The 26,040-nt window shown below is 60.6% G+C and carries 22 protein-coding genes and 2 pseudogenes; 13 read left to right on the top strand and 11 right to left on the bottom strand.

Features of this window, described 5'->3' with window-relative positions:
* Nucleotides 1-196 precede the first annotated feature (196 nt).
* The 3 genes from QSJ19_RS02975 to QSJ19_RS02965 form a co-directional block, all read right to left on the bottom strand.
* The gene (locus QSJ19_RS02975; RefSeq protein ID WP_286318226.1) at nucleotides 197-844 is read right to left on the bottom strand and encodes a hypothetical protein; all 648 of its coding nucleotides are present in this window, start codon (nucleotides 842-844) and stop codon (nucleotides 197-199) included.
* Nucleotides 845-928: 84 nt separating this feature from the next.
* Nucleotides 929-1,978, bottom strand: coding sequence for a ComEC/Rec2 family competence protein (locus tag QSJ19_RS02970; protein WP_286318225.1), 1,050 nt, complete (start codon nucleotides 1,976-1,978; stop codon nucleotides 929-931).
* 175 nt (nucleotides 1,979-2,153) lie between these two features.
* Nucleotides 2,154-2,375 (bottom strand): helix-turn-helix domain-containing protein, encoded by a 222-nt coding sequence (locus QSJ19_RS02965; protein ID WP_286318224.1) that lies wholly within the window; start codon nucleotides 2,373-2,375, stop codon nucleotides 2,154-2,156.
* Between the two features lie 96 nt (nucleotides 2,376-2,471).
* Between QSJ19_RS02965 and QSJ19_RS02960 the strand changes: the two genes are divergently transcribed.
* Entirely contained in the window at nucleotides 2,472-3,020 is a 549-nt protein-coding gene (locus QSJ19_RS02960; RefSeq protein ID WP_286318223.1) for a GNAT family N-acetyltransferase, read from the top strand.
* Between the two features lie 41 nt (nucleotides 3,021-3,061).
* Nucleotides 3,062-4,180, top strand: coding sequence for a hypothetical protein (locus QSJ19_RS02955; protein WP_286318222.1), 1,119 nt, complete (start codon nucleotides 3,062-3,064; stop codon nucleotides 4,178-4,180).
* Nucleotides 4,181-4,429: 249 nt separating this feature from the next.
* Here QSJ19_RS02955 and QSJ19_RS26945 read toward each other — a convergent pair whose 3' ends face one another.
* Nucleotides 4,430-4,912: a transposase gene (locus tag QSJ19_RS26945; RefSeq protein WP_502876088.1), complete on the bottom strand. Its 483-nt coding sequence runs from the start codon at nucleotides 4,910-4,912 to the stop codon at nucleotides 4,430-4,432.
* Here QSJ19_RS26945 and QSJ19_RS02945 point away from each other — a divergent pair.
* Nucleotides 4,805-5,086: pseudogene (locus QSJ19_RS02945) on the top strand (transposase); the annotation flags it as partial. The gene QSJ19_RS26945 and the pseudogene QSJ19_RS02945 sit on opposite strands and share 108 nt — an antisense overlap.
* Here QSJ19_RS02945 and QSJ19_RS02940 read toward each other — a convergent pair.
* Both QSJ19_RS02940 and QSJ19_RS02935 read right to left on the bottom strand, forming a co-directional pair.
* Nucleotides 5,084-5,324, bottom strand: a pseudogene (locus QSJ19_RS02940) (IS630 family transposase); the annotation flags it as partial. The pseudogenes QSJ19_RS02945 and QSJ19_RS02940 overlap by 3 nt on opposite strands.
* A 40-nt stretch (nucleotides 5,325-5,364) precedes the next feature.
* Entirely contained in the window at nucleotides 5,365-5,727 is a 363-nt protein-coding gene (locus tag QSJ19_RS02935) for a helix-turn-helix domain-containing protein (RefSeq protein WP_286318221.1), read from the bottom strand.
* Nucleotides 5,728-6,393: 666 nt separating this feature from the next.
* Here QSJ19_RS02935 and QSJ19_RS02930 point away from each other — a divergent pair.
* Nucleotides 6,394-6,807, top strand: coding sequence for a hypothetical protein (locus tag QSJ19_RS02930; RefSeq protein ID WP_286318220.1), 414 nt, complete (start codon nucleotides 6,394-6,396; stop codon nucleotides 6,805-6,807).
* 508 nt (nucleotides 6,808-7,315) lie between these two features.
* Here QSJ19_RS02930 and QSJ19_RS02925 read toward each other — a convergent pair.
* The 3 genes from QSJ19_RS02925 to QSJ19_RS02915 form a co-directional block, all read right to left on the bottom strand.
* A complete protein-coding gene (locus QSJ19_RS02925; RefSeq protein ID WP_286318219.1) occupies nucleotides 7,316-7,870 on the bottom strand; it encodes an HAD family hydrolase in 555 nt (184 codons plus the stop codon).
* A 49-nt stretch (nucleotides 7,871-7,919) separates the two neighbouring features.
* A complete protein-coding gene (locus QSJ19_RS02920) occupies nucleotides 7,920-8,546 on the bottom strand; it encodes an MBL fold metallo-hydrolase (protein ID WP_286318218.1) in 627 nt (208 codons plus the stop codon).
* 565 nt (nucleotides 8,547-9,111) lie between these two features.
* Entirely contained in the window at nucleotides 9,112-9,888 is a 777-nt protein-coding gene (locus QSJ19_RS02915; protein WP_286318217.1) for a hypothetical protein, read from the bottom strand.
* A 1,000-nt stretch (nucleotides 9,889-10,888) separates the two neighbouring features.
* Here QSJ19_RS02915 and QSJ19_RS02910 point away from each other — a divergent pair.
* Entirely contained in the window at nucleotides 10,889-12,190 is a 1,302-nt protein-coding gene (locus QSJ19_RS02910; protein ID WP_286318216.1) for a TetR/AcrR family transcriptional regulator, read from the top strand.
* A gap of 80 nt (nucleotides 12,191-12,270) precedes the next feature.
* Here QSJ19_RS02910 and QSJ19_RS02905 read toward each other — a convergent pair whose 3' ends face one another.
* Nucleotides 12,271-13,698, bottom strand: a complete 1,428-nt coding sequence (locus QSJ19_RS02905) for a phenylacetate--CoA ligase family protein (RefSeq protein ID WP_286318215.1) — start codon at nucleotides 13,696-13,698, stop codon at nucleotides 12,271-12,273.
* 181 nt (nucleotides 13,699-13,879) lie between these two features.
* The gene (locus QSJ19_RS02900) at nucleotides 13,880-18,244 is read right to left on the bottom strand and encodes a hypothetical protein (RefSeq protein WP_286318214.1); all 4,365 of its coding nucleotides are present in this window, start codon (nucleotides 18,242-18,244) and stop codon (nucleotides 13,880-13,882) included.
* Between the two features lie 106 nt (nucleotides 18,245-18,350).
* Between QSJ19_RS02900 and QSJ19_RS02895 the strand changes: the two genes are divergently transcribed.
* The 8 genes from QSJ19_RS02895 to QSJ19_RS02860 all read left to right on the top strand — a co-directional run bounded on the left by QSJ19_RS02895 (nucleotide 18,351) and on the right by QSJ19_RS02860 (nucleotide 25,865).
* Nucleotides 18,351-19,340 (top strand): hypothetical protein, encoded by a 990-nt coding sequence (locus tag QSJ19_RS02895; protein ID WP_286318213.1) that lies wholly within the window; start codon nucleotides 18,351-18,353, stop codon nucleotides 19,338-19,340.
* Nucleotides 19,341-19,432: 92 nt separating this feature from the next.
* Nucleotides 19,433-20,404, top strand: coding sequence for a hypothetical protein (locus tag QSJ19_RS02890; RefSeq protein ID WP_286318212.1), 972 nt, complete (start codon nucleotides 19,433-19,435; stop codon nucleotides 20,402-20,404).
* Nucleotides 20,401-21,132 carry a vWA domain-containing protein gene (locus QSJ19_RS02885; protein ID WP_286318211.1) on the top strand — a complete coding sequence of 244 codons (732 nt, stop codon included), beginning with the start codon at nucleotides 20,401-20,403 and terminating at the stop codon, nucleotides 21,130-21,132. The genes QSJ19_RS02890 and QSJ19_RS02885 overlap by 4 nt, the downstream gene beginning before the upstream one ends.
* A 272-nt stretch (nucleotides 21,133-21,404) precedes the next feature.
* Nucleotides 21,405-22,448: a DNA cytosine methyltransferase gene (locus QSJ19_RS02880; RefSeq protein WP_286318210.1), complete on the top strand. Its 1,044-nt coding sequence runs from the start codon at nucleotides 21,405-21,407 to the stop codon at nucleotides 22,446-22,448.
* The gene (locus QSJ19_RS02875) at nucleotides 22,445-23,044 is read left to right on the top strand and encodes an MT-A70 family methyltransferase (protein ID WP_286318209.1); all 600 of its coding nucleotides are present in this window, start codon (nucleotides 22,445-22,447) and stop codon (nucleotides 23,042-23,044) included. Before QSJ19_RS02880 ends, QSJ19_RS02875 begins: the two co-directional genes overlap by 4 nt.
* Entirely contained in the window at nucleotides 23,037-23,237 is a 201-nt protein-coding gene (locus QSJ19_RS02870; RefSeq protein ID WP_286318208.1) for a hypothetical protein, read from the top strand. The genes QSJ19_RS02875 and QSJ19_RS02870 overlap by 8 nt, the downstream gene beginning before the upstream one ends.
* 178 nt (nucleotides 23,238-23,415) lie before the next feature.
* Nucleotides 23,416-23,658, top strand: a complete 243-nt coding sequence (locus QSJ19_RS02865; RefSeq protein ID WP_286318207.1) for a hypothetical protein — start codon at nucleotides 23,416-23,418, stop codon at nucleotides 23,656-23,658.
* 212 nt (nucleotides 23,659-23,870) lie between these two features.
* On the top strand, nucleotides 23,871-25,865 hold the full coding sequence (locus QSJ19_RS02860; protein ID WP_286318206.1) for a type IV secretory system conjugative DNA transfer family protein: 1,995 nt from the start codon (nucleotides 23,871-23,873) through the stop codon (nucleotides 25,863-25,865).
* The last annotated feature ends 175 nt before the right edge of the window (nucleotides 25,866-26,040 follow it).

Below are 26,040 nucleotides of genomic sequence, written 5' to 3'. Positions count from 1 at the left end.
TGTTTCGTGAGGCTGAGGACGGACTCCGATGATTGGACTAGACCTGCCATGGCGCCGGCAGGCACCACCCACAACCGGAACGCGCCATTCTCGATTTCCCTGCCGCTGAAGGTTCGCCGCTGCGGCGGCCAGCAGGACGCTCCCGACTTCAGATTGTTCTCGACGATTTCACCGACGAACTTCGATATGCTCGCGTTCAATTACGGCTAAGGGTGTGTGCAGACTTTAAGAGTTCGAGAGCGTAGCGATCAGCCGCTTCGCGTACGAAGGTTGACGACACCTTGTGCAGGAAGACAGCGATCAACACACCAAAGATCGCAATGAACAGTCCTCCGGCGGTTGCGGCGCGTTCCCAGCCGACTATGGAGCTGACCAATGCAAGCGCTAGGCCGACGAATGCCGCGGCGTAAGCGACAACTAGGCCTACACGGCGGAGGCCGAATAGGCTACGCCGGAAGCAATACCAAACCAGATGCCCTTTTAGTTGCGGGTAGCTGTCGGCCGAGTTGGTTAGAGCGATGAGCTTGCTTGCCGCGGCCGCATAAATATCGTCTGCCGCTGATGGGTCTGCCATTTCTTCGGCTAAACTCGGCAGTTTGAGTGATGGCCCTACTATCGAGTTGATAGCTTCGTGCAGATCTGCTAGTCGCGTGAGATTGCTTGCGGTCGCCCATCGCATATGAATGGTAGTCGGCGGACCACCCCACTCCACCCACAAACGGTCTTGAAGACGTTTACCGGGGCCGTGCCCGAGGTGGGCTGCGAGCATTGCGAGCACCAACCAAAGCGGGATCGGCAGCAGCTGCCACCACTGCCAGGCCCCGCCGACGACCACGACTGCCACCTGGATCGCTACTAGCGCAGGCGAAGTGACAAGTAGTAACGGCGATGCGTAAGCCTTGAACTCAAACCCGTCAAACACGGCTACCTAATCAGACTCGTCGAGCGGACCGAGACTCTCTATGGACGACCACCCTGGACGCGACAGGCCGCTTTGGTAGCACACGGTTCGGCCCTCGGTTGCGACAACATAGGCACCTCGCCGGAGGAGCGCGTTCACGACCTTTGGACTCGGGTGCTTCGGGCTGGCCTTGGCCGAGCTCACTATTGCCTTTACCTCTGACTCGATTCCCCGCGGCCCTACGATGCGGTCCAAGATAGAGGGAGACAGGTTTCGCCTACTACCGTGATGAGGCACTTGAAGAAGGGCCACACGTGAGATGTCAAAACCACCGTAGTGCCGCTCGTACTCGAGCGCCGCGTGCTCCAGTGCGGGGACCCCTGCATCACCAGTCAGCAAGATCCGAGTCTTGGTGTCGGTGATGGTGATGATGGTCGAACTGTTGTTGCGATGGGTGGTCTCGGGGTTCTCGGCAAGAGTCTCAGTATGCGGAAGGAAGCTCAGTGCACGATGAAGTAGATCTGTGCCGGACGCCACCATGGCGCGCATCGCCTTGGCCGCACGCGCCTTTGCGGCAGCGCCCGACCGTTCGTCATCAACGGATTGTCGTATCAGTTCCTCGTAATAGTCCTTCGTTGGACCCAACACTCGGAATCGTCCGTCCCACCGCACAAGGCCGCAGAACGGCTCGGTTACTGTCACCCCGCGGGCTGCCGCCGCCGCGATCACAGCGTCCACCTTCTCTATGTTGGTGAAAAATCCGCTGTCCGCGCTACTCATGTGATCGCGAGGTCGGTGGATAAGAAGCTCACCAACACTCATGTTCTCTATGACGTAGAGAAGCCCGTTGAGGTGGTCGGCATCAGGATGGGTAGACACGACGAGGTCAACGTGGTCGGTACTGTAGTACGTCTCGATGTGCTCGACTAGGTCTTCCCCTACCGCAGAAAACCCGCCGTCGACCACAAACACTCGGCTTGATCCGTCGTCCAGCCAGACTCGGCCCCCAATGGCATCACCGCTCTTGGTGCCTCCGCCTTGATCGGATTCGACCGGCAAGAAATCAATCTCGAACACTCTCTACCCCCACCCGTCGAGCTCGCCCTTCATTGTCTCTCGAACAGTACGGGCGGGGTACGACAACTCTTCAGCTATTGGTCTGTCGCACGTGCCACCGGAGCCTGAGCCCCTACGCACGAGTGCGAAAGGTCGTATCAGCGGTGGGCGACGCCGAGGTTGATACGCCGAACTGTCAGGCCGAGGGCTCGATGAAGAGCTCCACAGGGTCAACCCCCAAGTGGTTAGCGATTCGTTCGACCGTCTGCAGCGTGAGGTTCCGTTCGCCCCGCTCGACGCCACCCATATAGGTACGGTGCACTCCCATGAAGTCGGCGAAGACTTCCTGGCTGTAGCCGCGCTCCAGCCGATACCGACGCAAGTTGCGTCCAACGACTTTCTGCAGCTCGCCCTCCATAACGGAGAGCTACGTTTCCCCGGTGCTACTTGAAGGTCTACAGACTTATGAGTAGCGTCGATGCATCCATGCAGGTAGACGCAGGGAGCACTCATCGTGACGGTATCGCTGCACGCGCTGACGGAGGAGCACGTCCCCGTCGTTCTCCGCGCCTGCGCCGATTGGAAGGAACTCGCCCAGCATGGTCCGCCCTACTGGCGACCACGCAGCTCCGCCGAGCTCTTCCGCAAGATCGCTGCAACCGCCGGTCCCCAGCCGGCAACGGAGTACACGTTCGTTCTGGTGGAGGCTGACGGCCGCTTGGTCGGCGAGTGCTCGCTGCACACGATCGACTGGCGCAACCGGGTCGCCCAAGTAGGCATTTGCATCTGGGACCCTGCAGACCGCGGTCGCGGCTTCGGACGGGCAGGCGTCTGCCAGATGGTCGATTGGGGTAACGGGCACCTCGGGTTGCATCGGCTTGAGGCGTGGATCATTCGGGGAAACGAGGCGTCTCGCAGGTTGTTCACTAAGGCCGGTTTCGACCACGAGGCGACGCTACGCCAGCGATACTTGCACGCTGGTGCCCACTGCGACGTCGACGTCCTCGCACGAGTGGCACATCCGAAGCTTCGATTCGGTCTAGGCGTTGACCTGCGGTTTTGATACAATTGCCGTAGGCAATGACGCGAAAACCACAGTCATCAATGGCATTTCGGCTCCGCAAGACTAAGGCGGCCCTGCTCGCTGTCTGCCTGTCGCTGAGCGGTATCGTCCTTATCGCACTCGGCGGATGGATTGGATCGCTCGAGTTAGGCGCGTGGAGCTGGCTGCAGGCTGTTCCGTTCGGAGAGCTCGGCGGAACGCTGTTCGGCGCCGGGCTCTTGGGCACGCTGTTTGAGTACAGCTTCCGCAAGGATCAGGACGAGGCGACGGTCGAGCAGTTCCGTGCAATTATCAAGGAGCAGGCGCCGGCAATGCGGGACGCCGTGGTTGAGGGCTTCGCGATACACCCTGAAGACCTCCGGCGCGTCGCCAACCCGAAGCTGCTCGACGACATTGCCTCCAACGTCATGGCGATTAGACTTGGCGATGAACAGTTCGCGCGTGAGATCTACAGCGAGATCCGGGATCAGGCTATCCGCGCGGCTGAGCGCTGGCACGACGTTGAGGTTCGGATCAGACTCTCGGATACGCCAGCCGAGAGGTCGGCCGGCACTCCCCTGTTCGACGTCGTGGTCGAGTGGGAGTACACCACGGTCCCGTCCGGCACAGTGCGCCGCTTCGCCTGTGTCTCCGATCGCGCGGAGTATAACGACCTACTTCTCGACATCCCCACAACGTCGCCGTGGTTCATGAAGCCGAGATCTGGTGTCGACCCTTCCGCTCGAGAGAGCTACGAGCTGCTGGAACTCAGTGTCGACGGCCGACCTCAAGCGATCCGACGAACTGCTCGCAAGGGCAGCCAGATCTATACCGCGCACCTCGACGCGGAGGCGAGAAATGGTCACCCGGTGCGGGTTCGGCAGGTGTTTCGCACCGTGACGCCGCAGTGGGGCCACCGCCTCTTCTTCGAACTCCCCCAGCCCGCCCGCAACATAGGACTCACGATGGACTACACCGGCACGACGATCACCGACATGCGGGCTAGCGACACCGTCGGTTCCGCCAAGCCGGCGCTGATCACGTACAGCCCCGAGGCGGTTACTGGGAAGGTAATCACGGTCGAGTCCAGAAGCTGGCTGATGCCACGGAGTGGGTTTGCGTTCACCTGGACCCTTGACGCAGAACTGCCCCGAAACGTCGCACGCTCCGAGGCAGCCTGACTTTATGTTTACTCGCCGCCGCCCATGAGCGCCTCCCTTCTCGCGGTATGAGACGATGCTACTTATAAGTATTCCTACATTCAACTGTCAACTCATTGACTTCAGCACACAGTGCAGGCAGGTGAGTTGCTCTGCACCAAGGGCGAACCAAATGGGGGCGAGTTCGTCGGACAGACGTGGAGGATCCCCATCGACTGACCGTGGGCCCGAGCGGCGGCCGGAGACGCAGCGATCGCCTAGTGTCGCGTTTCATAAAGTTCTAATAGGTTGGGCTTTTGTCAGGATTTCGTCGGCGGCCTTTGTCCATACGAAGGGATGTTTGCGGTCGTTCCAGCCCGTGATGAAGGCACGGATTTTGGCGTTGAAGTCGGCGACCGAGGTGAAGGTGCCGCGTCGGATGGCTTGGCGGTCGATGATGCCGAACCATATTTCGACGACGTTGAGCCAGGATGCCGAGGTGGGCGTGAAGTGGACGTGGAAGTTGGTGTGCTCAGCCAGCCATGCTTTGACCTCGGGGGTTTTGTGCGAGGCGTAGTTGTCCATGACCAGGTGCAGTTGCTGGCCCGGGTAGGTGAACCGTCCTGGGTCTGGTGGAGACCGTGATCTCACCAGGAGAATGCCGGTATGGGTGCACCGAGAAAATTCGATCCAGAGACGCGTGAGCGGGCCGTGAGGATGTATCACGACCACCTCACCGAGCACGGCGGCGGCAAGCTCGCCGCCCGCGAGCATGTGGGCGCGCTGCTCGATATCAACCAGGCAACATTGCGCAACTGGATCGAGAAAGACGCACCGATCGTCACTGCTCGGGGAACGACAACGGTCGGCGAACATGACGCCGAGCTTGCTGCGCTTCGCAAGGAGAACGCTGAATTGCGCGGGGCCAACGAGATTTTGAAGACAGCGCGGTGGCGATGTCCAGCGCGGCGAACAAAGTGCTGGTGCCATGGCACTTGTAGTCGTGGGTGCGGCGTTCGATCTAGCCGGGTTTCATCAGCAGCATCGGGGCCGTGCGATCGCGTGCCTGGATCTGCACTTCCTCTCCCACGCACAGTACGATCGCGTTCTCCGGCGGTTCCAGGTAGAGGCCGACGATGTCGGTGACTTTGCCGACCAGTTCCGGGTCGGTGGAGTAATTGAACGTTCCCGCCCCGCCACGGCTGCACCCCGTACTCTCGCCACGCTCAGGCCACGGTGGCGTTGCCAATCTTCAAGTGGCGCGCCAGCAACCGCGACGACCAGTGCGAGACACCGTATCTCTTTGGCGGCCCTTCAATGTGGCGGCCACGATCGCGGCGTGGTCGACCCGCCCGGGGGCGCCCGGAACGCTCGGCGTCGACCAGTCCGGCCAGTCCCTCACGCAGATACCGGTTACGCCACTTCACCACCGTCGCGCTCGACGCGGCTGTCAACTCCTGTATCCGCGAGTTCGCCATCCCCTCGGCGGCCAACGCCACGATACCAACCCGCTTCACCGCACCCGCCGGCGCCGTCGTCGACCGCAAAATGCGTTCGAGTTCAACATCATCGCCATCACGAAGGGTCAACGCCGGAGCTGGGGAATCCGCCACAACTCATTCTCCCAACCGGTCAAGCGTTTACAAACTTACGAGACACGACACTAGATAGATCGCCTACCGCTCTTGCATCGAGCGCGCGGCACGCAATCTGTGTCGATCCCACCACGATCAACTAACCCGAAGTACCCGACTGCACTGTAGTTGCCCACACTGGACCAGCACCTCACGACTACTCGGATAGCACAACGACTGGGTCGGACCAACTCATCAGGCGAGCCCTCTATACGCGGCTTCCGACCAACGAGCGCAGGATTCGACCATCTGGTAATAGCGCTGTTGGCCAATGCCCATCGCGTCAAGAACGGAGACCGACGGATCGCTCTTTCGCAGAGATGACGGCGCCCTTAGGTAACGCAGACTAGGCGGACGACCGGTCAGGTTCGCAACCACCCCCCCGCGATCATAGGTCGATTCGTCAAATGCCTCAGGGCACAGCCGAATCACGCATGGCGTGACTTCGACCCGCCCCGGCGATACTAAGCATTGAAACCGAAAATCCCACAAACGCGGACCGTCGCGCAAAGTGTACGGTGTCGAGGTGGCGAATTCGAAGAAACGCAGTGGAAATATGGTATCGTCCGCATTCATTCCATAGCGCTCCCTCGCTGTGGAAAGCATATTATCGAGCCTTCTTTGTCGCTCGGCTACGGAGTTAACAGGAGCAAAACACTCGATCCCCACCCCACCAGAGCCGGCATTGATTTTCCCTATGACGGGCATTCCATCAGCGATAAAGGACTCGATAATCTCCCATGCATCGTGCTCACTTACCGCTTCCGCATGGCGAAGCGGTGTAAAACCAGTACCCTGCGCAAGGTCCTGTTGCCAGCTCTTATTATGCACGATTGCGGCAGCCGCGCCTTCATGTTGGAAGTCGGGTGGTGGATTATACGAATCTCCATCGCGCCGGATTATTCCACGCCGAACAAGCTCTGGAAGCAAGTTTGGATTGGTCCCGAATACGACGGGCCGACCCCTGTAGTAGATACCTCTACCGTCCGACGTGATGTGGTCGGCGAGATCTGGAATTCTTCCGCAGACTATTGATATTTCTTCGTCGCCTAGGTGATCTCGGTCATTTGTCAGCCGAACTACAAACTCTTCAGAGAGATACTGTGCAAATACGCCCGCCCTTAGATACAACTCTCCGATGTGAAGCAGACTTGGCGCATAAGCGATTAATGCAACGCTGGGAGCGTCAGTCCAACGTCGGCTACGTAAGGTCAAGTACATATGTCTCGCGCGTCTATCGTCACGACCCGAAATTGCCGATGACAACGCAGCATTCGAGCCATTTGCCTCGATTAAGCAGATTCGTCCGTCACGCGCAACTAAGGTGTCAAGCAAGAAAATACCAAATGATGACGTATCGGTCGCAATAGAAAACGAGGGCTCCGAAAGGGAATAAATTTCGGACCTCCGCGGCCCGTCGGACCCTTCAACCCAGCCCGCACCAACTTGACTCAGACGAGGGAAACTATGGCCTGCGGCGAGCAATGCCAACTCCACTGCAATAGCGTGAAAGTCTTTTTGTTGCTTCATAACTGCTCATTTCTTATGTCTCGTCGACAATATCTAGCGAGAGCAATACCTTGCGCAGCTCACCCGCTGATCGGCAAACTGAAATCGCACCGGCCTCCTTTAAGGATTCCCAGTCATCGAGACCCCAGGTCACGCCAATAAATGGAACTCTTGCCTGCTGAAAACGCGCGGCGTCAACAACCGAATCGGTTATTGCTATCGCACCTTCCGAAAATCTGCCGATCAAATCAAATTTTTCAGCCGCGTCACATCCAGCGATTTCAACGAAATGTCTGACTATTTCAGGACCCGCAGCTATGGCAAATGTGTCGGCGTGTCCTGCAGTCACCAGAACCTGGTCGATCTTGACTCCCGCCATAATCTCTTGCAGCCCTTCTACAACTCCGAGAGTGGGCGCGCGACACAACAAGCTTAGCCTGTGAAAATCTCGGATAGTTGTCAACTTCATTGGATCGACGAATTGCACTCCGGCAGCTGACAGAAGTTCTCGATAAGTTGAGACATCAGCTAACTGAAGAAGCGCGCCTAGATCGCGTGCAATGTTATTGATCGCATCCCCAGAGTCCACTATAGTTCCGTCCGAGTCCCAAATGACTCTTCGAAAACTCATTGCGCACCTAGATATCCGCCGATTGCCCCGGCTGTAAATCGAATACCATTTGACCGTTTCCTACAAGCTCGATGAACTCGCTGCGTGAACCTTCAATTGCAGCAATTTCGGTATGAATAGGAATAATTGTACCGGCAAAGGAGATGGAAGATAGATAGTCCGCCGCTTCTTGTGGCGTAAATACTTTGTTTCCACCGACCGGGATCAGAACAGTGTCGAATGCCACAGGCGGCTTAACGAATCTTTTGGAATCGGCCATGAAAAAGATGGTACGGTTCAGAATTTTCAGAAGATAGCCAAAATGCTCAATGCTTGCGCTAATTGGTCCATGATTCACCTGGATAGCCGTTACTATAACGTCTGCGAACGAAAAAGAGTCACAAGGTCCTAAGCCATAGTGCCTGGCGAATGCTAGCTGCTTCACCAAGGATTTAGGGCCGACAACGGGTACGGCAAGCCCGTCAATAAGGTCTCTGTCAAAATGGTCGGGGTGCTGATGGCTGACAAACACAATGTCAGGTTTCAGACGAGAGATGTCATCTAGGTTCGAGCCCGATCCAAAATCAAAGCCAATTCGAGCACCAATTGGTGACTCGATTATAAATCCTGCCTGATGTAATCTAGTAAGTTTCATTTGAAAACCCCTTTCTCGGATTCTTAGAGTGAGTTCTAGTGGCTCTTTCAGTATATTCTATTCCCGCTTTAGCTCATAGAGCGACTCAGCGTCCACCGCTGAAAGTATGGGAACACCCAGATCTGGAACAGCCTTGGGTCGCGCGACGAGTAAGATAGAGTCGATAGTCAACCCTGGCGATTCTCGGGAGATAGCTGCAATTGCGCGGCCTACCGAATCACCCGTGATAATCCAGTTGTCTACCAATACCACAGAACCTTGCGGAAGCTCGCCCTCCACACTGCGTTGAAGACCAGACTCGCGTGGTCCGTCGGGCAATACCGTGCCGTATGGAACGCGAAGGCCGCCAGCTAGCCACGCCCCCCATATTAGCCCGGAATTTGCCACTCCTATCACCGAGCATATATTTCGGCCATGCAGTTCAGCCATCATTCTGTTGATTATCTCGTTGCGCAGCTCGACATTTGCGCCAGCGCCTCTGATATCTAACAGGTACGGCATCTCATTTCCGGTGCGATCGCGTAGATGGTCTCGCTTACGCACCATATGCCGTGCTAGCTGCTTGTCATCCACCAGTGAACTCTCCAATCTCTACGACGCGCTGGGGGAGCCTTAATGATCGTGCACCGGGCCTACTCCCCGCCTCAACAACCAATCCAAGCTGATCAATACCGGGTACCTCTGCCGACTCGATCAGGCCGAGAGTCATCATTCTTGCGAGTGCAATTATCCCAGTAATGGGATAACTTCCATGCCTTCCATGGGAGTTAATGAAATACAGATTTCGACTTCCGCAAACCATCATCCTATCTCCATGCTCTAGCTTCTCTGCGAATTTCCTCTCGACGCGAGTATGGTCTCCCAAGATTATGAGATAATTATCTAGTTGAAAACAATCTGGATGGTCCGGAAATCTTGATGCAAATCCGACACTGAATTCGACGTGACCAGAGACTACTGACTGGGTCTTGGTTAGAACCTTGACTGCCAGCTGGTATCGATAACCCGACCTCGGCTCGTAAGCAACCACTTCAGCCTCTGGCCATTGCCGGCCATAGGCAGCGGCAGCGGCGACGACCGCGTTTCCACAGGGAACCAGCGCGGAACTGATACCGTCTTGATAAACCAGAACTTCAATTCTCTTCGAGCTTCGGGTCAAAGGGTCGACTACGGCCGCTTTACCCCAGGCCGACACTTCGAAATTCGGCCGACGTAAAGCGTCCGGACAGCCCGCAAGAAACTTTGACAAATCTGCATCCGCAGGAAATAACAGGCCTGCAGTCCTATTCTCGCCCGTCTTGGTGCGCGTTACGAAGCTTTGAGGTGGTCCGTCAGGATTCACATCAGCTCCGTAAATACGCCGAAGTGGACAGACTGTATAGTCGCTCGTCGACGTAGATCATCCCTATGTCGCTGTGTCACCGTTATTGCTATATTTAGGTTCTTACACATTTGGCCTCGGGTCGGTTCTGATTTAGTCTCGTGACGGTCGTGGTTCGGGCGAACACCCTGATGGTCGCCTCGGCAGGGCTGGTGGGGTTGACATTCGTCGAATGTCCCGTGCCCGTCTTGTACCACCCGAACGAAGATGGCGACTTTGGTTCTGACGGCGGGTCGTCCTAGTACTGAGTATTTCGTCTTAATTCCGGCCAGATGTGTGCTGACTGCCGCCTCTGTCATGAAATGTCGCTCGGCCGCCTCGCGTCTGAGTCTGACAACATCCCGTGCGCACAGCACCTGCACCTCACGGTTGGGGAGCTTGGGTGTTGGCCTAGCGCTGCGGCAATATCGAGAAGTTGAGTCTCCCCTTCTGACGAAGTCAGCACAGAAGTATGCGACTCGTTCCAGGGCGTACCCGCGAGCATCGGGCGCCCTCGATGCCCAGTGGGTGCACAACGAGGGCGCCTCGGCATTCAGAGCTGTCACTAGCCGTCAATCCGTTCTCGTATCTTCGCCTCTCACGACAACGGAGGCCTCAGATAGTGGAACATGCAACCCGTTGAGCAGGTAATAATGATTGCTTTGGCTAACGAGCTAAGAGGAAACGTCTGCGTACAACACACATTGACTCTGACCACAAGTTGGAAGCTGACATGTGCACATGCACCCCTGCCGGCCAGGTGATAGGTGACCGGGGTCGTCGCATCGCGGAAGCGGTTGCACCAGGTGGCGGGCTATAACATCCTGCACCGAGTGGACATGCGGACGCTTGCCACCGTGCGCGTGGCGCGTCAGCATGCTTGACTTTGTCATCAAATCGAGGCGTAAGGAGGGGAACGTTGACATCGGGGTCCGAACGATCCGAAAGCTCGCGTAGGCGCTTACTGATTGCAGGTCGAGCGTTGCTCGCAAACGGCGACGCGGAATTGTTGATGGCCGGTCTACGCATCGAACAGGTTGCGGCGGCGGCCGGAGTATCGACCCAAACCTTCCACAATGCCTACCCTCGGGGTAGCCGGGCCGCGGGCGGAAAAGCTCAGTTCATCGACGAATTGCTTCATTCCATCGTTCCGGACAGTTCGTCTCCGCCGGACGCCATGATCGCCGACATGTTTGAGCGAACCCGCGTGGGCGCCGATGGAGACCCACGGGTGTGGATCCGGGACCTGGTCGACCAGGCTAATGCCTACCTTCGCCAGGATACGAGCACCCCGCTCCGGTTACGAATCACTGCCTATGCCGCGCCAGACGGCCCGTCAGCACGCGCTGTGCACGACCAGTACAAGGTGGTCACCGCTGCTGTGATCGCCGCGCAGGCCGCAGCGTTCACCCGTCTCGGCGGCTTGAGTCTGCGGCAACCCTTCTCGATGAGGACTGTTGCGGTGGCTCTGACTGCCTTGGCTGAAGGGCTCGTACTGCGAACCCAGTATGACCCGGAGTCAGTACCAGATAACTTGCTGGGCGACAGCGTGGTCGCATTGTTGTCGGCTGTCATCGACTTCGATGAACAGCATGGCCACATCGACGATGCGATAGTGCCTTTGATCGACGACCCGTCCTCAGATCTCAACGTTGATGTCGATGCCTGGCCGGACGACCCTGAGCAAGCCGTGATCGACGCTGCGGCCACCGAGTTCGCCCAGCGCGGATACTTCGCCACCAGGCAGCAGCACATCGCGCGGCGCGCCGGAGTGCCCCTTCTGTCGCTGCGCGCCCTATTCCCGTCGAACGTCGACATCGTCGTGGCCGCCCTCGCACCGACAGTTGCCGTACTGCGGCGGCGTACTGAGAACGACCTGCGGCTGGGACGATCACCACGCGACATCATCTCGTCGTTCCCGGCACGAATGGCCGAGCAGATCATCGGCCATCGCAGTTTCGTAGACGCGATGGCGTTGGTGCTGAGCCTGCACGGCGCCCAAGCCCAGGTTAATGCGACCCACATTCGCGAAGAGCTCTTCTTCCCTGGCACGATCATGGGTTGCATCGCCAAAGGCCAGCAAGCGGGTCAGGTTATGAACGGCCTCGACGCCACCGATCTGGCGGTGACCCTGACCAACAACATCATTTTTCGGTGCCTCAGCAGACGGCAAGAGACCGCCGCCGAGGTCGGCGACGCCATCAATCGGATGTTCTTGCCGGTGCTGTTCGCCGTTGACGAGCCGCAGTCCGCGACGCCTGACGCCGAAGACAGGACTGCCTGATCTCGCCGAAGTGCGAACGGTCCAGCGGCCATTGACTTTGATGGTCAACGGCCGCTGGACTGTCACACGACTGACTACGACTACTGTACGGTACGAGACTTCCCGTCGGTATCGAAGCCGTCCGTACCGAAGGGCAACAGAACGACGCGGGGTTCGGCAACCGCACCGCGGCTGTTGTGCACGATTCGGTACTCGGCGCTGAGCTGTCGCAGACTGGCGATCACCAGTTGTTTGAGGTGTGCGGCAGTCTCTTGGTCGGCATCCTGACCGGCGCGAAGTTCCGCAACAAGGTCGACATCGGCATGGTCGCCATCGTCTGTTGCGGGTCGGAAGTAGAACTTGCCGGTTAATCGGGTCGCTAATGAGATGTGCTCGACGGCAGGACGAACGAAGTCGGGGTAGATGTTTGCCCCGCTTATGATCGCTGAGACGTCCGAGCGCCCCGCAACAAACAGGTACATCCCGGTTTGGTCGACCACAGCCGCCAAATCGGGTCGTCCACCGGCGACTAACCGCTCGACGACCTTCGAACCGGCAAGAACATCGCCCCGGTCGTTGACCCGGTATCGCACTAGAGGTAGCACGCCGCCGACTGTGAACAGCAGGTAGCCGTCCTGGTCGCGCTCCACGAACGTCGCCTCAGGCCGGTACTGAACAAACGCGGGTTGGTGAACATGGTCGCCGCCCTGCGCGTCCTCGACGCCGAAGACGCTGGCGTTGAGCGCCGGATCGGCGGCGGCAGCGCGCCGGATCGCTACCGTCGCGGATGTTTCGTAGCCGACGAAGCCGACGTCGGTGGCGCCGTACACGACTCGGATCCGATCACCCTCGGGGTCGCCGAGCAGCGCATGGTTCCGTTGGCGGACGATCTCGCTCATCGGCTCGCCTCCAAGGACCAACTTGATATCCCGGTTGGCCACCAATTTCGGCCGGTCCAAGATGTCGCGCGCCACTGGCGGATAGGCGAAGATTACGATCTGCTCGACCAGACCTTCGGCCTCCGCGATGACGCGTGCCACAGCGTCGACGTCCATACCGGGCGTCGCAATCAAGATGCGATGTCCCCGCCGGTGGAGCTCCAGCAAGGTGTCGTACATGAGCGTCCCACCGACGTACGGCCCGAGCGGGAACGTCACGACCACCAGCGCCGGACGGTAGTCGGTCTGCGCCAGTTCCCGCAGGCTCACGTCGAACATCGACGCACAGTGCAACATGGTTGCCCGGTCCCTAGGCCAGAACGTCGGAGTCCCGCTCGAACCCGAACTCTCTGAGATCGTATCGGCGCCGAACACGGCGGGTTCGACCAGATCGGTCAGCGGCTCAGCGTGCCGGTAACTGGCCTTGCTCGTCGGCGGCAGGGCCAGGAAGTCATCCGGCGTCGTCAGAGGCCGGTCGGGATCGATGCCGTTTCGCGTGAGGAAGCGACGGTAGGCGCGATTGCCTCGCCGCTGTGCTTCGGCGACGCGCAGCGCGCGATCCGCGCCGGCGACTGGTTGGTGCATGGACATGATAAGAGCCTTCCTTCTGCTGGTTGGAAGTGCCTCAGCCTCGTGAGCGAAATCGTCTCTCGCACAGTCGGTATTGAGTGGCACGTCATCAGCAGAAGGCATGGATCGGGGTGTTCCGGCTGTGGCGTAACAGACCGTCACACGGTGCCACACCGACGGACTTTGAGCCGTTAAGGAGCGTTCAGTGGATGCCCTGTGTCCATGAGTCGCGGTCCTTCTTCCGCTCCTCCGCCTCTTCAAGCTCTCGGCGGGCGTTCACTAGCCCGAAGGATCGACTCAGTTCGGAGTCGCAGTAGGCATCGATCTTCCGACACAGCTCCTCGGATGGGACCCGCCAGGACGCTGTTGCTACATTAAGCGCCCGGTAGGAGGATGGCTCGATGCGAAGGTTCTTTCCCATCTGTGCCGAAGTGAGCCCGGATTTCCTTATGGCTCTTAGCGCGGCGCGAACCGACCCTCGCAAGACGCGGCGGCGCTCCGAAATCTCACTGTCAAGTGTTCCGCTACTGTCTGCCGACTCGTCCGTGACCGCTGGCACAGCCAGGACCTCCGGGAACGTACCAACACCATCGATGCGTGGGCGACCCGGTAGGTAGGCGGCAAGCCGCCTCTCGAGATCAGGCGGGATCTTCGCGTTGAGTAGTCCTCGCGCGATCTGGGTTCGGAGATGCCTCGGTGCGTGTTCGGCAATGTCGGCGAGAACGTAGAAATGACGTGGTTCGGCGTGTCTGATCGCCGTCCCCACCGCGACGCGCATGCGGTTCGCCACGTCGTGCACTTGGGTGGCTGACAACCGTTCCATCTCCTCGACGACTTCTCGTAGCTGAAGAAGCACGTCGTCGATGTATCCATTCTCCACCTCGAGCGTCATGAACCGCGACAGATTGCCCGCTCCCCCGACCTCCGTGCGCATCCTTCCGAGAAGGCGGGGTGCGAACATGAGCGTAAACACTTCGTCCCATTCCGCCGGGCACGCTTCAGGCAGAAATGCGCGTGCCTCTAGCAGGGCGTCGCGCGCAGCGTCAACAACCCTCGGTTGATCAACTCGCCCTTCGATCCGAGCAGGGCGAATCCGAGGTTCCGGGTCACGGCTCGATGTGACGATCGACGAAAAGAGCACCGCGGCCGCGGGCAAATGAGCCGTCCTGATAGTCATTAAAGAAGCGGATTTTAGAACATTCGCCTTAGCAGACGGATCGCGGAGTCCCTGATACCAACCTAGGACTCTGTCAAATTCTGGTAGGAAAACTCTCGTCTTCACCAATAGTCCTAGTAGATCTGCGCCCTCCGCCTGCTCCTTGTCGGTCCCTGTCAGAAGTGCACCAATCCAATCCCGGAATATGGCACTCTGATTACGGAGCTCCTCGCGGTTGGCGTCATGGAGAAGAAGAGATTTTGCGGTGGATGGTCGCTTAACCTTCCGTGCCAGAGTAAGCGCTAGCGGCACCAAGACTGCCGGGCGCTCCGGCGCTCGCTCTCGCGCATGATCCAGAAAAATGTTCACAGCCCGCTGCCAGCTTTCGGAAGCGACGGGCGTGTCTTTCATGGACCGGATCGCTACGAGGGCTGAATGGTCGTCGGCGACAATGGCCGCCGCGGCGAGAGAAACCAGCCATCTTGGTGACGTCCAAAGGCGATTATTGGTTGACTGCGCGCGTGTAACTGGAGCGAGCACCTCGGTAACCACAGTCGATGGAATGCGGCTATCCATCAGAATCATGCGTGATGTCGCTGCCCACAGTTCTGGCCCAGGCACGAAGACTTGATGTTCGGCCGGAAGATGCCCGTCGAGGCAATCAGCGAGCCGTAAGATGACAGCGCCTCTTGCTGGACAATCGCGAATCAGCACCTGAACGACACATCCGCGACCCAATTGACGGGGCGCGGACGGACCACTAAGCCCGAACAGAATCGCCACGGTTGTGTCAATGATGGAAGTGTCGGACGATTGAGAGAATGTGGCGAGAACGAGACCCACCGCGACAAGCCTGCTGCCGAGTATTGGCGACTGGTCACCGTCTCTGAGCTCACCGTCTGCCGAAACGATCTGCGATTCCAGGCTACGACAGAGGCCCGCGACCCATGCTGCCCACTCATCTGCCCAAGCGCTGCCCCGTTGGGCGATCCAGCGCGCTGCAATCACCTCAGCAAGGGCGTCTCGAACTACCTTGGAATCGCTGTCACCGGAAGCGTCCTGGATTCGGTCGACGAGATCCTCAAGCTCCCTAAGATACGTATCTGATCCGAGCGTAGGCCAGTGGGCGGCAGCCAATCGAAGATATTGGGCGACAGCTTCTTTACCTTGGCGATCCTTGCCTGCATCGTTCTTGCGTGTCTTCTGCGCCAGCTCACGACGCTTCCGGTCACCCAACGTTATCTCATATATTACGTCGTGTATCAGGTCCCGTCCCAACGCGGGATCCTCTTGAATTACGCTGCTTAAGAGCACCCTAGGTTCGGCGTTGGCACGCACATATTCAGCATGTTCGACGGCAAGGCAGCTAAAGACACTTGCTAGCCGAACGAACTCCGTTACCGCCGCCGGCGATCGGCCAACTAGCGAGAGTGCCGCGGCCACCACATCGGTTCGGAGCTCCCGATGGCGAATCCATATTGAATTGAGGTGCTCTGCGACCGAGAACGGATCGCTATGTACGCCAGAGACGCTTCGCACGAATCTGCGAAGCGCGTCCGTGCTGAGGGTGGAGAGCAGCTGGGGATCAGCCGTTAAGAGCCACGGGTGATGCGCCCAGATCACCATTGCGATCGCAACGAGATTCGGCTCTTCAGACTCAACGAGATCACGAAGTGCTTCTTTGACCACGGGCCTAGCAAGCTCGTCGTTTGCGAGCATGACTAACACCTGCTCAAGGACTGCGCCGACGAACAGATCGTCAGGAAGCTGCCGCAATCGACGAACGAGTCTCGGCACCTCTCGGTCAGCACCACGACCGCACAAACCTTTCGCCGCCGCATACTCGAAGAAGGTCTGGTGGAAGTACCTCACCGATCGGTCGTGCACTCTGAACTTGTCTCTTGTCACGACGACACCGCGTTTTTCGAGGGCGCTTAGCGCGCGAGTCAGGTCATCCTGAGTGGGTGACAGTTGTGCATTCCGTGCGGCTTCGGCTCCACGGCGCACGACACTAGCAATGCTGGGCTCTGGAGATCCGAGAGCCAGCATTGCAATAGCGATAAGGCCAGCTGAGTCACTCAGATCGTCTTCCGGCGTGACCGAAGCGACGCCGTCGAGGTGGCGAACGTCGGTCGCTATGCGTCGCTCCCAGAAGAGGTCATACAGCCCAGTAACGTCGATCTCCAGCAGGGGGAAGTGCGGTGCCGACAGTTCGAACAGGAGACGTAGCAGTAGCGGGCTTCGACAGACCTCGTCAACGATGAGTCCTCGAGCCCGAGCGGACAGAATCGCCGCTACCGCATCTGAGGTTGGTGCGTGTGTTGTCGAGCAGTACGTAGCGGCGAGTGCCCCGATCGCATTCGGCAACTCACGTTCCAGGTCGTACGCCTCAAGAAACACCCGGCGACCGAAGCCAGGCGCAAGACTCCGAGCTTCGAGTGGACGCGTCGAGATTATCGTCGGCACTGCCATCGCCTTCATCTGCCCGACCAGCTCGACTACCTCGACGCGTGCGGATTCACTGTGCAGCAGTAGGTCAGCAGTGTCGAGCAGTAGGACTGCTCCCTTCGGCGACTCAGCGATCTCATCGACTACCGCTCTTGCGGAGATCACCCGCTCGCCGTGCGAGTCGCCCTGCAGCCATGTCGCGGAGACTAAAAGCGGACGTCTGCCACGGCGCTCTAATCTATTGCACAGAGACCACAACAGACTGGTCTTTCCGTACCCAGCCTCACCGACAAGCACACGCGTGTCAGAACCAGGATTTAAAAGGTCCGCTTCGAGCTGTGCCTCAACATCTCGGGTGACGTACAGACTGCCGGTGCTGGTCGCAGCACGTCCGAGAAGGTGTTGCGCCCCGACGTCCTCGATGTAGCGACGTGAAAGTCGCTCGACCCGGCCGAGGGCCGCGTCACTGAAGTTGGAGTTTGGGGAAGCTCCGACTGCGTGAGTGCGATTAGCACGCCCCTCTTCTGCGAACTGAAGCGCCAGCTGGGCAAACCGAACCACATACTGGTCGAACTTGTTGTGGTCTTCGTCATTTCGGAAGATGGCGATGCTGACGTTGAGTCCTGCCACGGCCGCCCTTCTTCTATGAGTGATCGCGGCCGGCACCTCAGGGTTGAGCCGCAACATGCGGCCAACGACCACGACCACGTTGCCCTCGGACATCGCCCGAGGTCCGCCGTGTTCCGGCGGCACAGGGCTGCCGAACTCCTCAACTAATGCGCGCAGAAATCGCTGGACGAGTTCGACACCAGTAGCATCACTCCCGCCGTGCCAGACGTCGGCCAAACGCTGTAGCGCGGGAGCTTCCGCGACTTCCGCTGAGTCAATTGCACCGCTACCGCCGGTGCGGGTCAGGAAATGGATGGCGGAGACCACCTCCCTGACACCAGGTTCCTCTGGCACGACACTCCTCAGCTTCCACGAAGCGCGAACCGCAATCGTAACGAACCGAACGTGCACGCACACCCCGGCGACGGCTCACTCGACATCGCTTCGCCAGGACAAGTAAGTGCTCCATGTCACACCAACTGTTCTGTCGCGCCTGTACACGGGGGTTGTCACCTCGAGCACCCAGGCGACCGTCATTGGTCATGGGTTTGACGTATCGGGGACCGTTCTCAATTTCGACTGGCACCTACGGTTGGCCGCACATCGCACCACGAACGAGAGGAAGATGATGCGAGTCAGGGATTTTAAAGTGTTTCGCAGAGCTCGCAGTGTTGCAGTTGGAATGACTTTTGCTACCGCGACTCTTGTCCTCGGGTCGGCCTGCTCCTCAACGGCCCAGCCGGGCGTCCTTGCCGATCTCCATGCGCTGCGAGAGCAGTGCAAGGGTGCACAACAGTCGGCGCTGATCGCCTCCGACGAATCGACCACGTCGCGCGGCAGTACCTCGCGCGCAATCCGTCAACAGGTGATCCACGGCGGGATTACACGGACGGCTGTATGCGGCGGCGTTTTCCGCCTCACTGTCTTCTCGGGCTCGCAGGTCGGACAAACGGTGTTCGACGGTGATCTACGTGCCGACGGCGCAACTGAAGTCGCGAGGCTGCGCAAAGTGCCGAAGATCGTCGACGACAGCATAGAAGCCATCGATAAGGCGCTGCCGGCGGCTCTTGCCACGTTGCCCGGCGACGGAACGGACACGACGGCTCAGTACCACGCAGCGGCGGAATTCTTCGCTCAGGCCAAACCAGCAGCGGGTGCGACGTCAATGACATTCACCGTGCTGACCGATGGCATCAGCACGGTGCCGACGGGGCTCACCGATCACGGCTTGACGACCACTGAAGCGACGCGGCTGGCGCGCACCGTCACGCCCGCCTTGTTGCCGGGTGTCCACATCCGGATCATCGGGGTGGGCCGGACGAGCGACGACGGGCAGCTGCCGAGCACGTACGTCGATGCCCTCAAAGCGTTCCAGACCGAAGTCTGCCAGGCCTCACGGGCAGCGTCGTGCCTGATCGTGACCGATCCGGAATCGCGCGGTGCGAAGTGATCGGGACTAGCACGCGACCCAGACGCCGGGCGGTTCCCCGCCCGACACCAGTCCGCGCCAACCGGCTGCCGCATGTTGACGGCGCCAGCGCGGTGGCGCGGCCGCAGACGCTGGCCGGTGCGACCTATCTCGAAGATGCCCACGACGCGGAGGCGCAGGAGCAGCTCCATCTTCACGCGGCTGCAGGCGTCGCACTGGCCCGTCCCCGGGCGGCGCGCGCGACCGCACTGGGTCTTCATGTTGATCGGGTTCGCCAGCTCGTCGCGATCGACGATCCGCTCGTCGTCTCGGCCCGGGACCACCTTCGAGACGCCGAGGCTGCGTTGAGCGCACTGGTGCTGCGATCCACACGTTCGCACTGGGGCTACCGCTGCAGGATGTTCGGACTCCTCCTCGGTGATGTGGTCGGCACGTCGACCGCGGCGATAAGCCTGGGTGAGATGCCGATGCTGGCGGTGATCCAAGGCTGCGCAGCCGGTGTCGCCGCGGTCACGGCGGGTCTGGCCGGTGAACAGCTGGGCCGAGCGTCGCAGGTCGGCATCCGCACGTATTCGGACGACATGCCGAAATCCCTGGAACCATACCGGCACCTACTCGACGGGCGCCGCCAGAAGACAGCCTGGCTCGCCGGGCTCAACCTTCTGGCGCTCGCGATCGTCTTCTTCATCGGATCCGGCATCTACACGCTGCGTGCCGCGATCGAGGGGTCCGCGGCCGGTTGGACATTTGCCGCATTGTCCTCGGGCATCGCGTTGGCCTCGTTCGTCAACTCCTGGACACACGCCGATGCCATCGCTGATCTGCTCGATGGCGCCGAACGCACCTACAAGCGAGCACTACGTCGCCATTTGCGTCTGACGGCCGGGCCGCGCCTTCTTCTCGGCCTGCATGCGGGCGAGATTGCCGCGTCGGTGGTCCGAGAACATGGCGCCCGCGGATCGGCGGCGAGCGAGCACCTCGCCGCCGACAAGAACCGCGCCCTCATGGAGAGTCCCGATGTCGTCGGGCACGGACGGGCGCTTGCCCCGATCGGGCGCAAGCCGCGCGGAGGTGAGACGCGGTGAACACCCGGCAGTCATCGTCACCGGTTCCAGTCCTGCTGCCCGTCGGACTCCTGCCCGACAGCGTGATTCCGACCCAGACCGATAGGCCTCGCACGACGTCCCGCCCTGAGCTAAGACCCAGACTCGTACTGCCGGACGTCGGCGCGTGTCCGGGGCACGCGGTCGACCTCATCGCACTTATCGACAACTCCCCGAGCGTCTCCGGCCCGGGCGGCAACGATCCGCTATCGGACCGGATCAGCGAGCTGCAGACGGCTATTCATCACATTGCCGCTTCCTGCCGCTGCCGGCGCGAACGGATCAGCCTGGTCTCGTTTGACTGTCCCAGCGGTACAGCCATCCTGCGCCAGACGCTTTCGAAATCAGGTCTTCGGCACCTCGAACGTGGTCTGCTTCGCATGCCGACAGACCCAGGGTCGAGCTCGCTCGGCCCAAGTCTCGACATCGCTGAGCAGATCACCAGCGAAGCTCAGGGCAAGGCCATGGTGGTGGTGCTCTCCGACTTCCTGCTCACCGACGACCACCCGGACGACGTCCTTGAACGGATCCGGAACCTAGGAGCTGACAAGCACGTGGTCATGCTCGGGGCCGAGCCACCCTCCGTACTCGAGGCTGACCCTACGGTCACCGTGTCGCGGATAGGACCATCGTCTCAACCGGGTGCCGTCGCAACGGCGCTAACGGCCGCGTTCATCGATGCAAGGGCGGCGGGTGATGCCCATCCGTAGCACCTCAGGTATCCAAGTTGTCTATTTGACAACGCAATTCGCGGTGACCAAACCACTGCCAGAATCGCCACTCTGACCCCTGCACTCCCGTGTCCGATCGCCCATCTCACCGGGCGACGCGTCACCCGGCCGGACGATTGAGCCGAGAACCCGGCTCAGCCGTAATAGGGACAGATCCCGGCACCTCCCGCACCTATCCCGGCACGACCTGCCAGGTCGTCGCCGCGGTTTCGTGCGCCCTAAAACACCGGGCCAGAAAGGAATTACACGCCATGACCACGCCCCACCCTGCACCACCTGCAGAACGCCAAACCAGCCTCCTCGATCTACTATCAACAGGATCGCCTGCGCCCAAAAGCCGCCTCGGACGGCACGCCGTCGCCGCAGCATCTCCCATCCGCCCCAAAGAGCCGACCAGCACCGAAGATCCCATCCGGTTCGTCGATGATCTCGCCGGCATCGGCGGATTCCATCTCGCGCTCGCAAGCCTCGGCGCTCAGTGCGTGTTCGCGACCGAGAACGACCCGCTCGCCCGTGCTACATACCAGAACAACTTTCAGACGCTTCGGCCCGAACTCTTCTCTTGCGGACGGTTCGCGTCCGACATCGGCGCAGTCGATCCCGCCGACATCCCCGAGCACGACGTCGTGACGGCGAGCTTCCCCGTCCAGCCGTTCTCGTTCAAGGAGATGCAGCGCGGCCACGACGAACACGACACCCTGCTCGTCCATCTCGCGCGCCTCATCAGGCACACCCAACCGCGGGCGTACATCTTCGAGGACGTCGCGGGCCTTCGGTTTCATCACCAAGGCAGGACATTCGCCGCTATCCGAAACACCATGACCTCGCAGCTCGGCTACTCGTTTCACACGGGGGTGCTCCGTGCCTGCGACTTCGGCCTTCCCCAGCTGCGCCCGCGGCTCTTCATGGTCGGATTCAAAGATCCATCGACACCGTTCGCCTTCCCCGATCCGGTGCCGCTTACACAGACGCTCGGCGACGTCCTTGGCGGACAGTGCGACCGAGAACTGAGCTACACGTTGCTCGGAAGCGGCCTCCGCGACCACGCCAACGCCCGGGTGAACTGGGATACCTACACCGTTGACGACCGAGTACACCGCCTGACCTCGCGAGAAGCCGCTGCGCTGCAAGGCTTCCCCGACGGTTTCAAGCTGCCCGCTTCCCGGGCCCGCGCCCTTCGTCAAGTCGGCAACTCAGTAGCTGTGCCGGTCGCGTCAGCCGTTGCACGCGAGGTCATTTCAGCACTTCGGGCCGCAAAACCCGGGTCAACCGCCAACAAGGAGATGCCCGCATGAGCACCGCACGACAGGCCCGCCAACACAATCGAGCTGGCACTCCCCCGCCGAAGTTTCGGACGATCATGGCCGACCCACCTTGGGACGTCCAGCAGAAGGGACATCTGGGAGCAAGTCAGCACTACTCGCTGATGACACTCGACCGCATCAAGGCTATGACCGTCGCCGACCTCGCCGAAGACGATGCGCACCTGTGGCTCTGGGTGACGAACGCGACGCTGCGCGACGGGTACGACGTCATGGAGTCCTGGGGCTTCGTGCCTCGATCGCCCCTGACCTGGATCAAACCGCGCCTCGGCCTCGGCAACTACCTACGTAACGCCACCGAGCACCTCATCCTCGGTACACGCGGCCGAGCGCCGGTGAACTTCCGCGCACAGCCGACCTGGATGTTCGCGCCGCTACAGGACCACTCCCATAAGCCCGAGGAGCAGTACGCCGTCATCGAGCGAATCTCGAGCGGCCCATACCTTGAGTTGTTCGCCCGGCGCCGACAACCCGGCTGGCATGCCTGGGGCAACGAAATCGACAGCGACATCACCATGCCCGGGTATCCCGTGCCGTCGGACACACAGAGAGGAGGCCACCGTGGCTGAGCCGAACCCGACTAAGAGCCCACTCGACTGGTTCGCCCGCTTCTGCCTCGTGGCACTGTTCGGCGCGGTGGCGCTGTCCATCGCCGTCGACCTACTGTCCCGGATCTGGATCTGGCTGGTCGTCATCGGAGTCTGCGCCGCCGCAGTGTGGATCGTGGTGCTGTGGTGGCGAGCAAGGAGCCGACCATGGTGAGTACTCAGCAGAATTTCATAATCTCATCAGTTAGAGGTCAGTTGTTGTCAAATCGACACTCGCCATTGACTTTTCCTGACCAGAGGCGCATAGACAAGAGAGACGACCTCCTTTGGGTGTGGGGATGTGCCGCAATCAGCGCCAGCCATCACGCCGTACAGAAAGGAGGACTCAGGCGATGACACGTTCCCGTCGCACCCATCCCCGCCGCGCGTACCGGCGCAATGCCGACCGGCGAATTCGTATCACTGACGATCGCCGCGATCCGCCAGATCGTGTTCGCCTTGCCCGCGCACTGCTGCAGCACGCCCGTGACCTGGCCGCCGCCCAGGCAGAAGCCGACGCCAAAGCAGAACGCACCGCGGCGCCCGAGCCCAGTCCGACTGACCATCGCGGTCCCGACTCGGAGGAAGCGAAGTGAGTGCGCGAAAGTCTCCTCCCTGGGTCTTCAGCGAGGTCTGGCCTGCACGACCACTCGAGCCGGATACGCTCGAGTCTTTCCTCGCACGGCTCGCTGCCGACCCTTCTAGTCCCCCGATCGTCTTCGAGGCGCGAGCACAGTCAGGTACCACCCGTCATCTTGTTGGGACACCCGCAGACCACGTGCGGTGGGTCCAGCGCACACTCCGTGATTTGATTCCGGGCTCCGTTTTGCTACCCGGCGACGCCAATGGCCGGCCCGCCGTCGCGACCGCGGTCCAGATCCGTTCTACTCCAGTAATTTTGGGACTGGCATACGATCCGATCGCCGTGGCGACGGCGCTGCTGTCAGCGCTCGACGTTCATCTTGCTCACAGCGACACTCTGGTACTGCAGGTAACTATTGGCCCGCGAGTTGCAGGACGGACCATGAGACGACCGGTTGCTGACCCGGCACAGCCGATCGTTCAGCTGCTGACCCAAGGTGTCATGCAGGCGCCAACGCCGATTCAGCGCAGCGTTTCAGATCGATTCGCGCACCATCGGTTCCAGACGTTGATTCGCATTGGCGCCGCCGCCGATACGTCCGGACGCAGGCGCCGCCTCATACTGGGTGTGTTCGGCGCGATTGGTACCGCACGCGCCGCTGGGGTCCATCTGACGCTCAAACGCGATGCGCCGGAGGCACTCAACGGTCCACACCTGCCGAGGCGGTGGCCTCTCACGCTGACCCCAGGCGAACTGTGTGGCGTTCTGGCGTGGCCGCTCGGCGATGCCGATCTGCCGGGCGTGCCCGCACTTCATCCCCGCCCGCTGCTGCCCGTTCGCCTGCCAACACCAGGCGGGCGCGCGTTTGGGTCGACATTTCTTCCAGGCAGCGGCATTACCGTCGGCGTCAACGCCACCGACAGCCTGATGCACATGGTTGCCCAGGGACCAACGGGGTCTGGCAAGAGCAATGTCCTGCTCCTGCAAATTGCCGCCGATATCGCCGCTGGCCGGGCGCTGCTGGTCATCGACCCCAAGCAACAGCTCATCGACGACATCATCGCCCGCGCGGTCCCCGCCGAACGCGCGAACGACGTAGTCATCGTCTCACTGACCGATCTCCATGTCCCAGGTATCAACCCGCTCGATGCCGGTGACCGTGATCCTGATGTCCTTGTCGACGGCCTGTTGGCTGTGTTCAGGGCAGTTTTCGCCGATGGGTGGGGACCACGTACCGAGGACATCTTCATGGCCAGTCTGCTGACACTCGCGCGGGCGGGAAGAGCCATCGGCACGCCGTTCACACTGGTCGATCTACCACGGCTTCTCACCGAAGCAGCATTTCGGCGGCGGGTCATCGGCCACGTCGCCGAGGAACCGACGCTGGCCGGTTTCTGGGCCACCTACGACGACCACAGCCCGGCCGCGCAAGCCGCCATGATCGCCGCTCCGCTCAACAAGCTCCGCCGCTACCTGTTACGCCCCGCCGTCCGACGCCTGCTCGATCAACCGCGTCCTGCCTTTCGCCTGCGCGATCTCTTCCGCGACAACAAGATCGTCCTGGTACCGCTCAACGAGGGACTGATCGGACCAATCACCGCGCAACTGGTCGGCTCCCTCATCGTCGCCGAGGCGTGGAACGCCGCCCAGGAACGGGCCACCGAACACGAGCCGATGAAACGTCCGGGCGTCGTGGTCGTCGACGAATGCCAAAACTACGTCCACCTGCCGACTCAGATCGGCGACGTCCTGGCACAATCGCGAAGCTACGGAGTGGCCTGGGTCCTCGCGCATCAAACGCGCTCACAGCTGCCTCCCGACCTACGAGAAGGTGTCGATAGCAACGCCCGCAACAAGGTGTTCTTCCGCCTGGAAAGCGCAAAAGACGCCGCCGAAGCAGCCAAACTCACCCATGGCGTGCTCGCACCCGAGGACTTCCAGGAGCTACCCACCCGCACCGCCTATGTCCGGGTCATGACCGGAGGCGAGTCCTCCGGCTGGACGATGGTGTCAACGCTCGCTCCGCCACCACCCACCGGCCTCGACAGTGACATCCGGCGCCAGAGCCGCGAACAGTACGGCCGTCAGGACGCGCAGCTGCCGACGGCGTCCGAAACCGCCCCTGCACCTCCCGCTCCGTCGACCGCTCCAATCCCACCCACATCGGTCGGCCGAAAGCGACGTCGCCCCAGAGCAAATGACGACGGAGGAACAGCATGAGGAGTGTCCGTCGAACCGTCCAGTCGACCATCCGGCCACGTTGCTCACGTTTTCCCGCTTCCGCAGCACGATCGGCCTCGTTCCGCCTTTCCGGGATGCAACTGACCGCTGATTCAGCGGTCCGGCCGGCCGGCCCGCGGGCCAGGTCTAGCGCGGCAAGGCATCGACGGAGGCC

This window comes from Gordonia sp. ABSL11-1 (genome assembly GCF_030315685.1).
Lineage (GTDB): Bacteria > Actinomycetota > Actinomycetes > Mycobacteriales > Mycobacteriaceae > Gordonia.
Note: the sequence above shows the minus strand (reverse complement) of the source record. Positions and strands in the feature narration are given on the sequence as shown.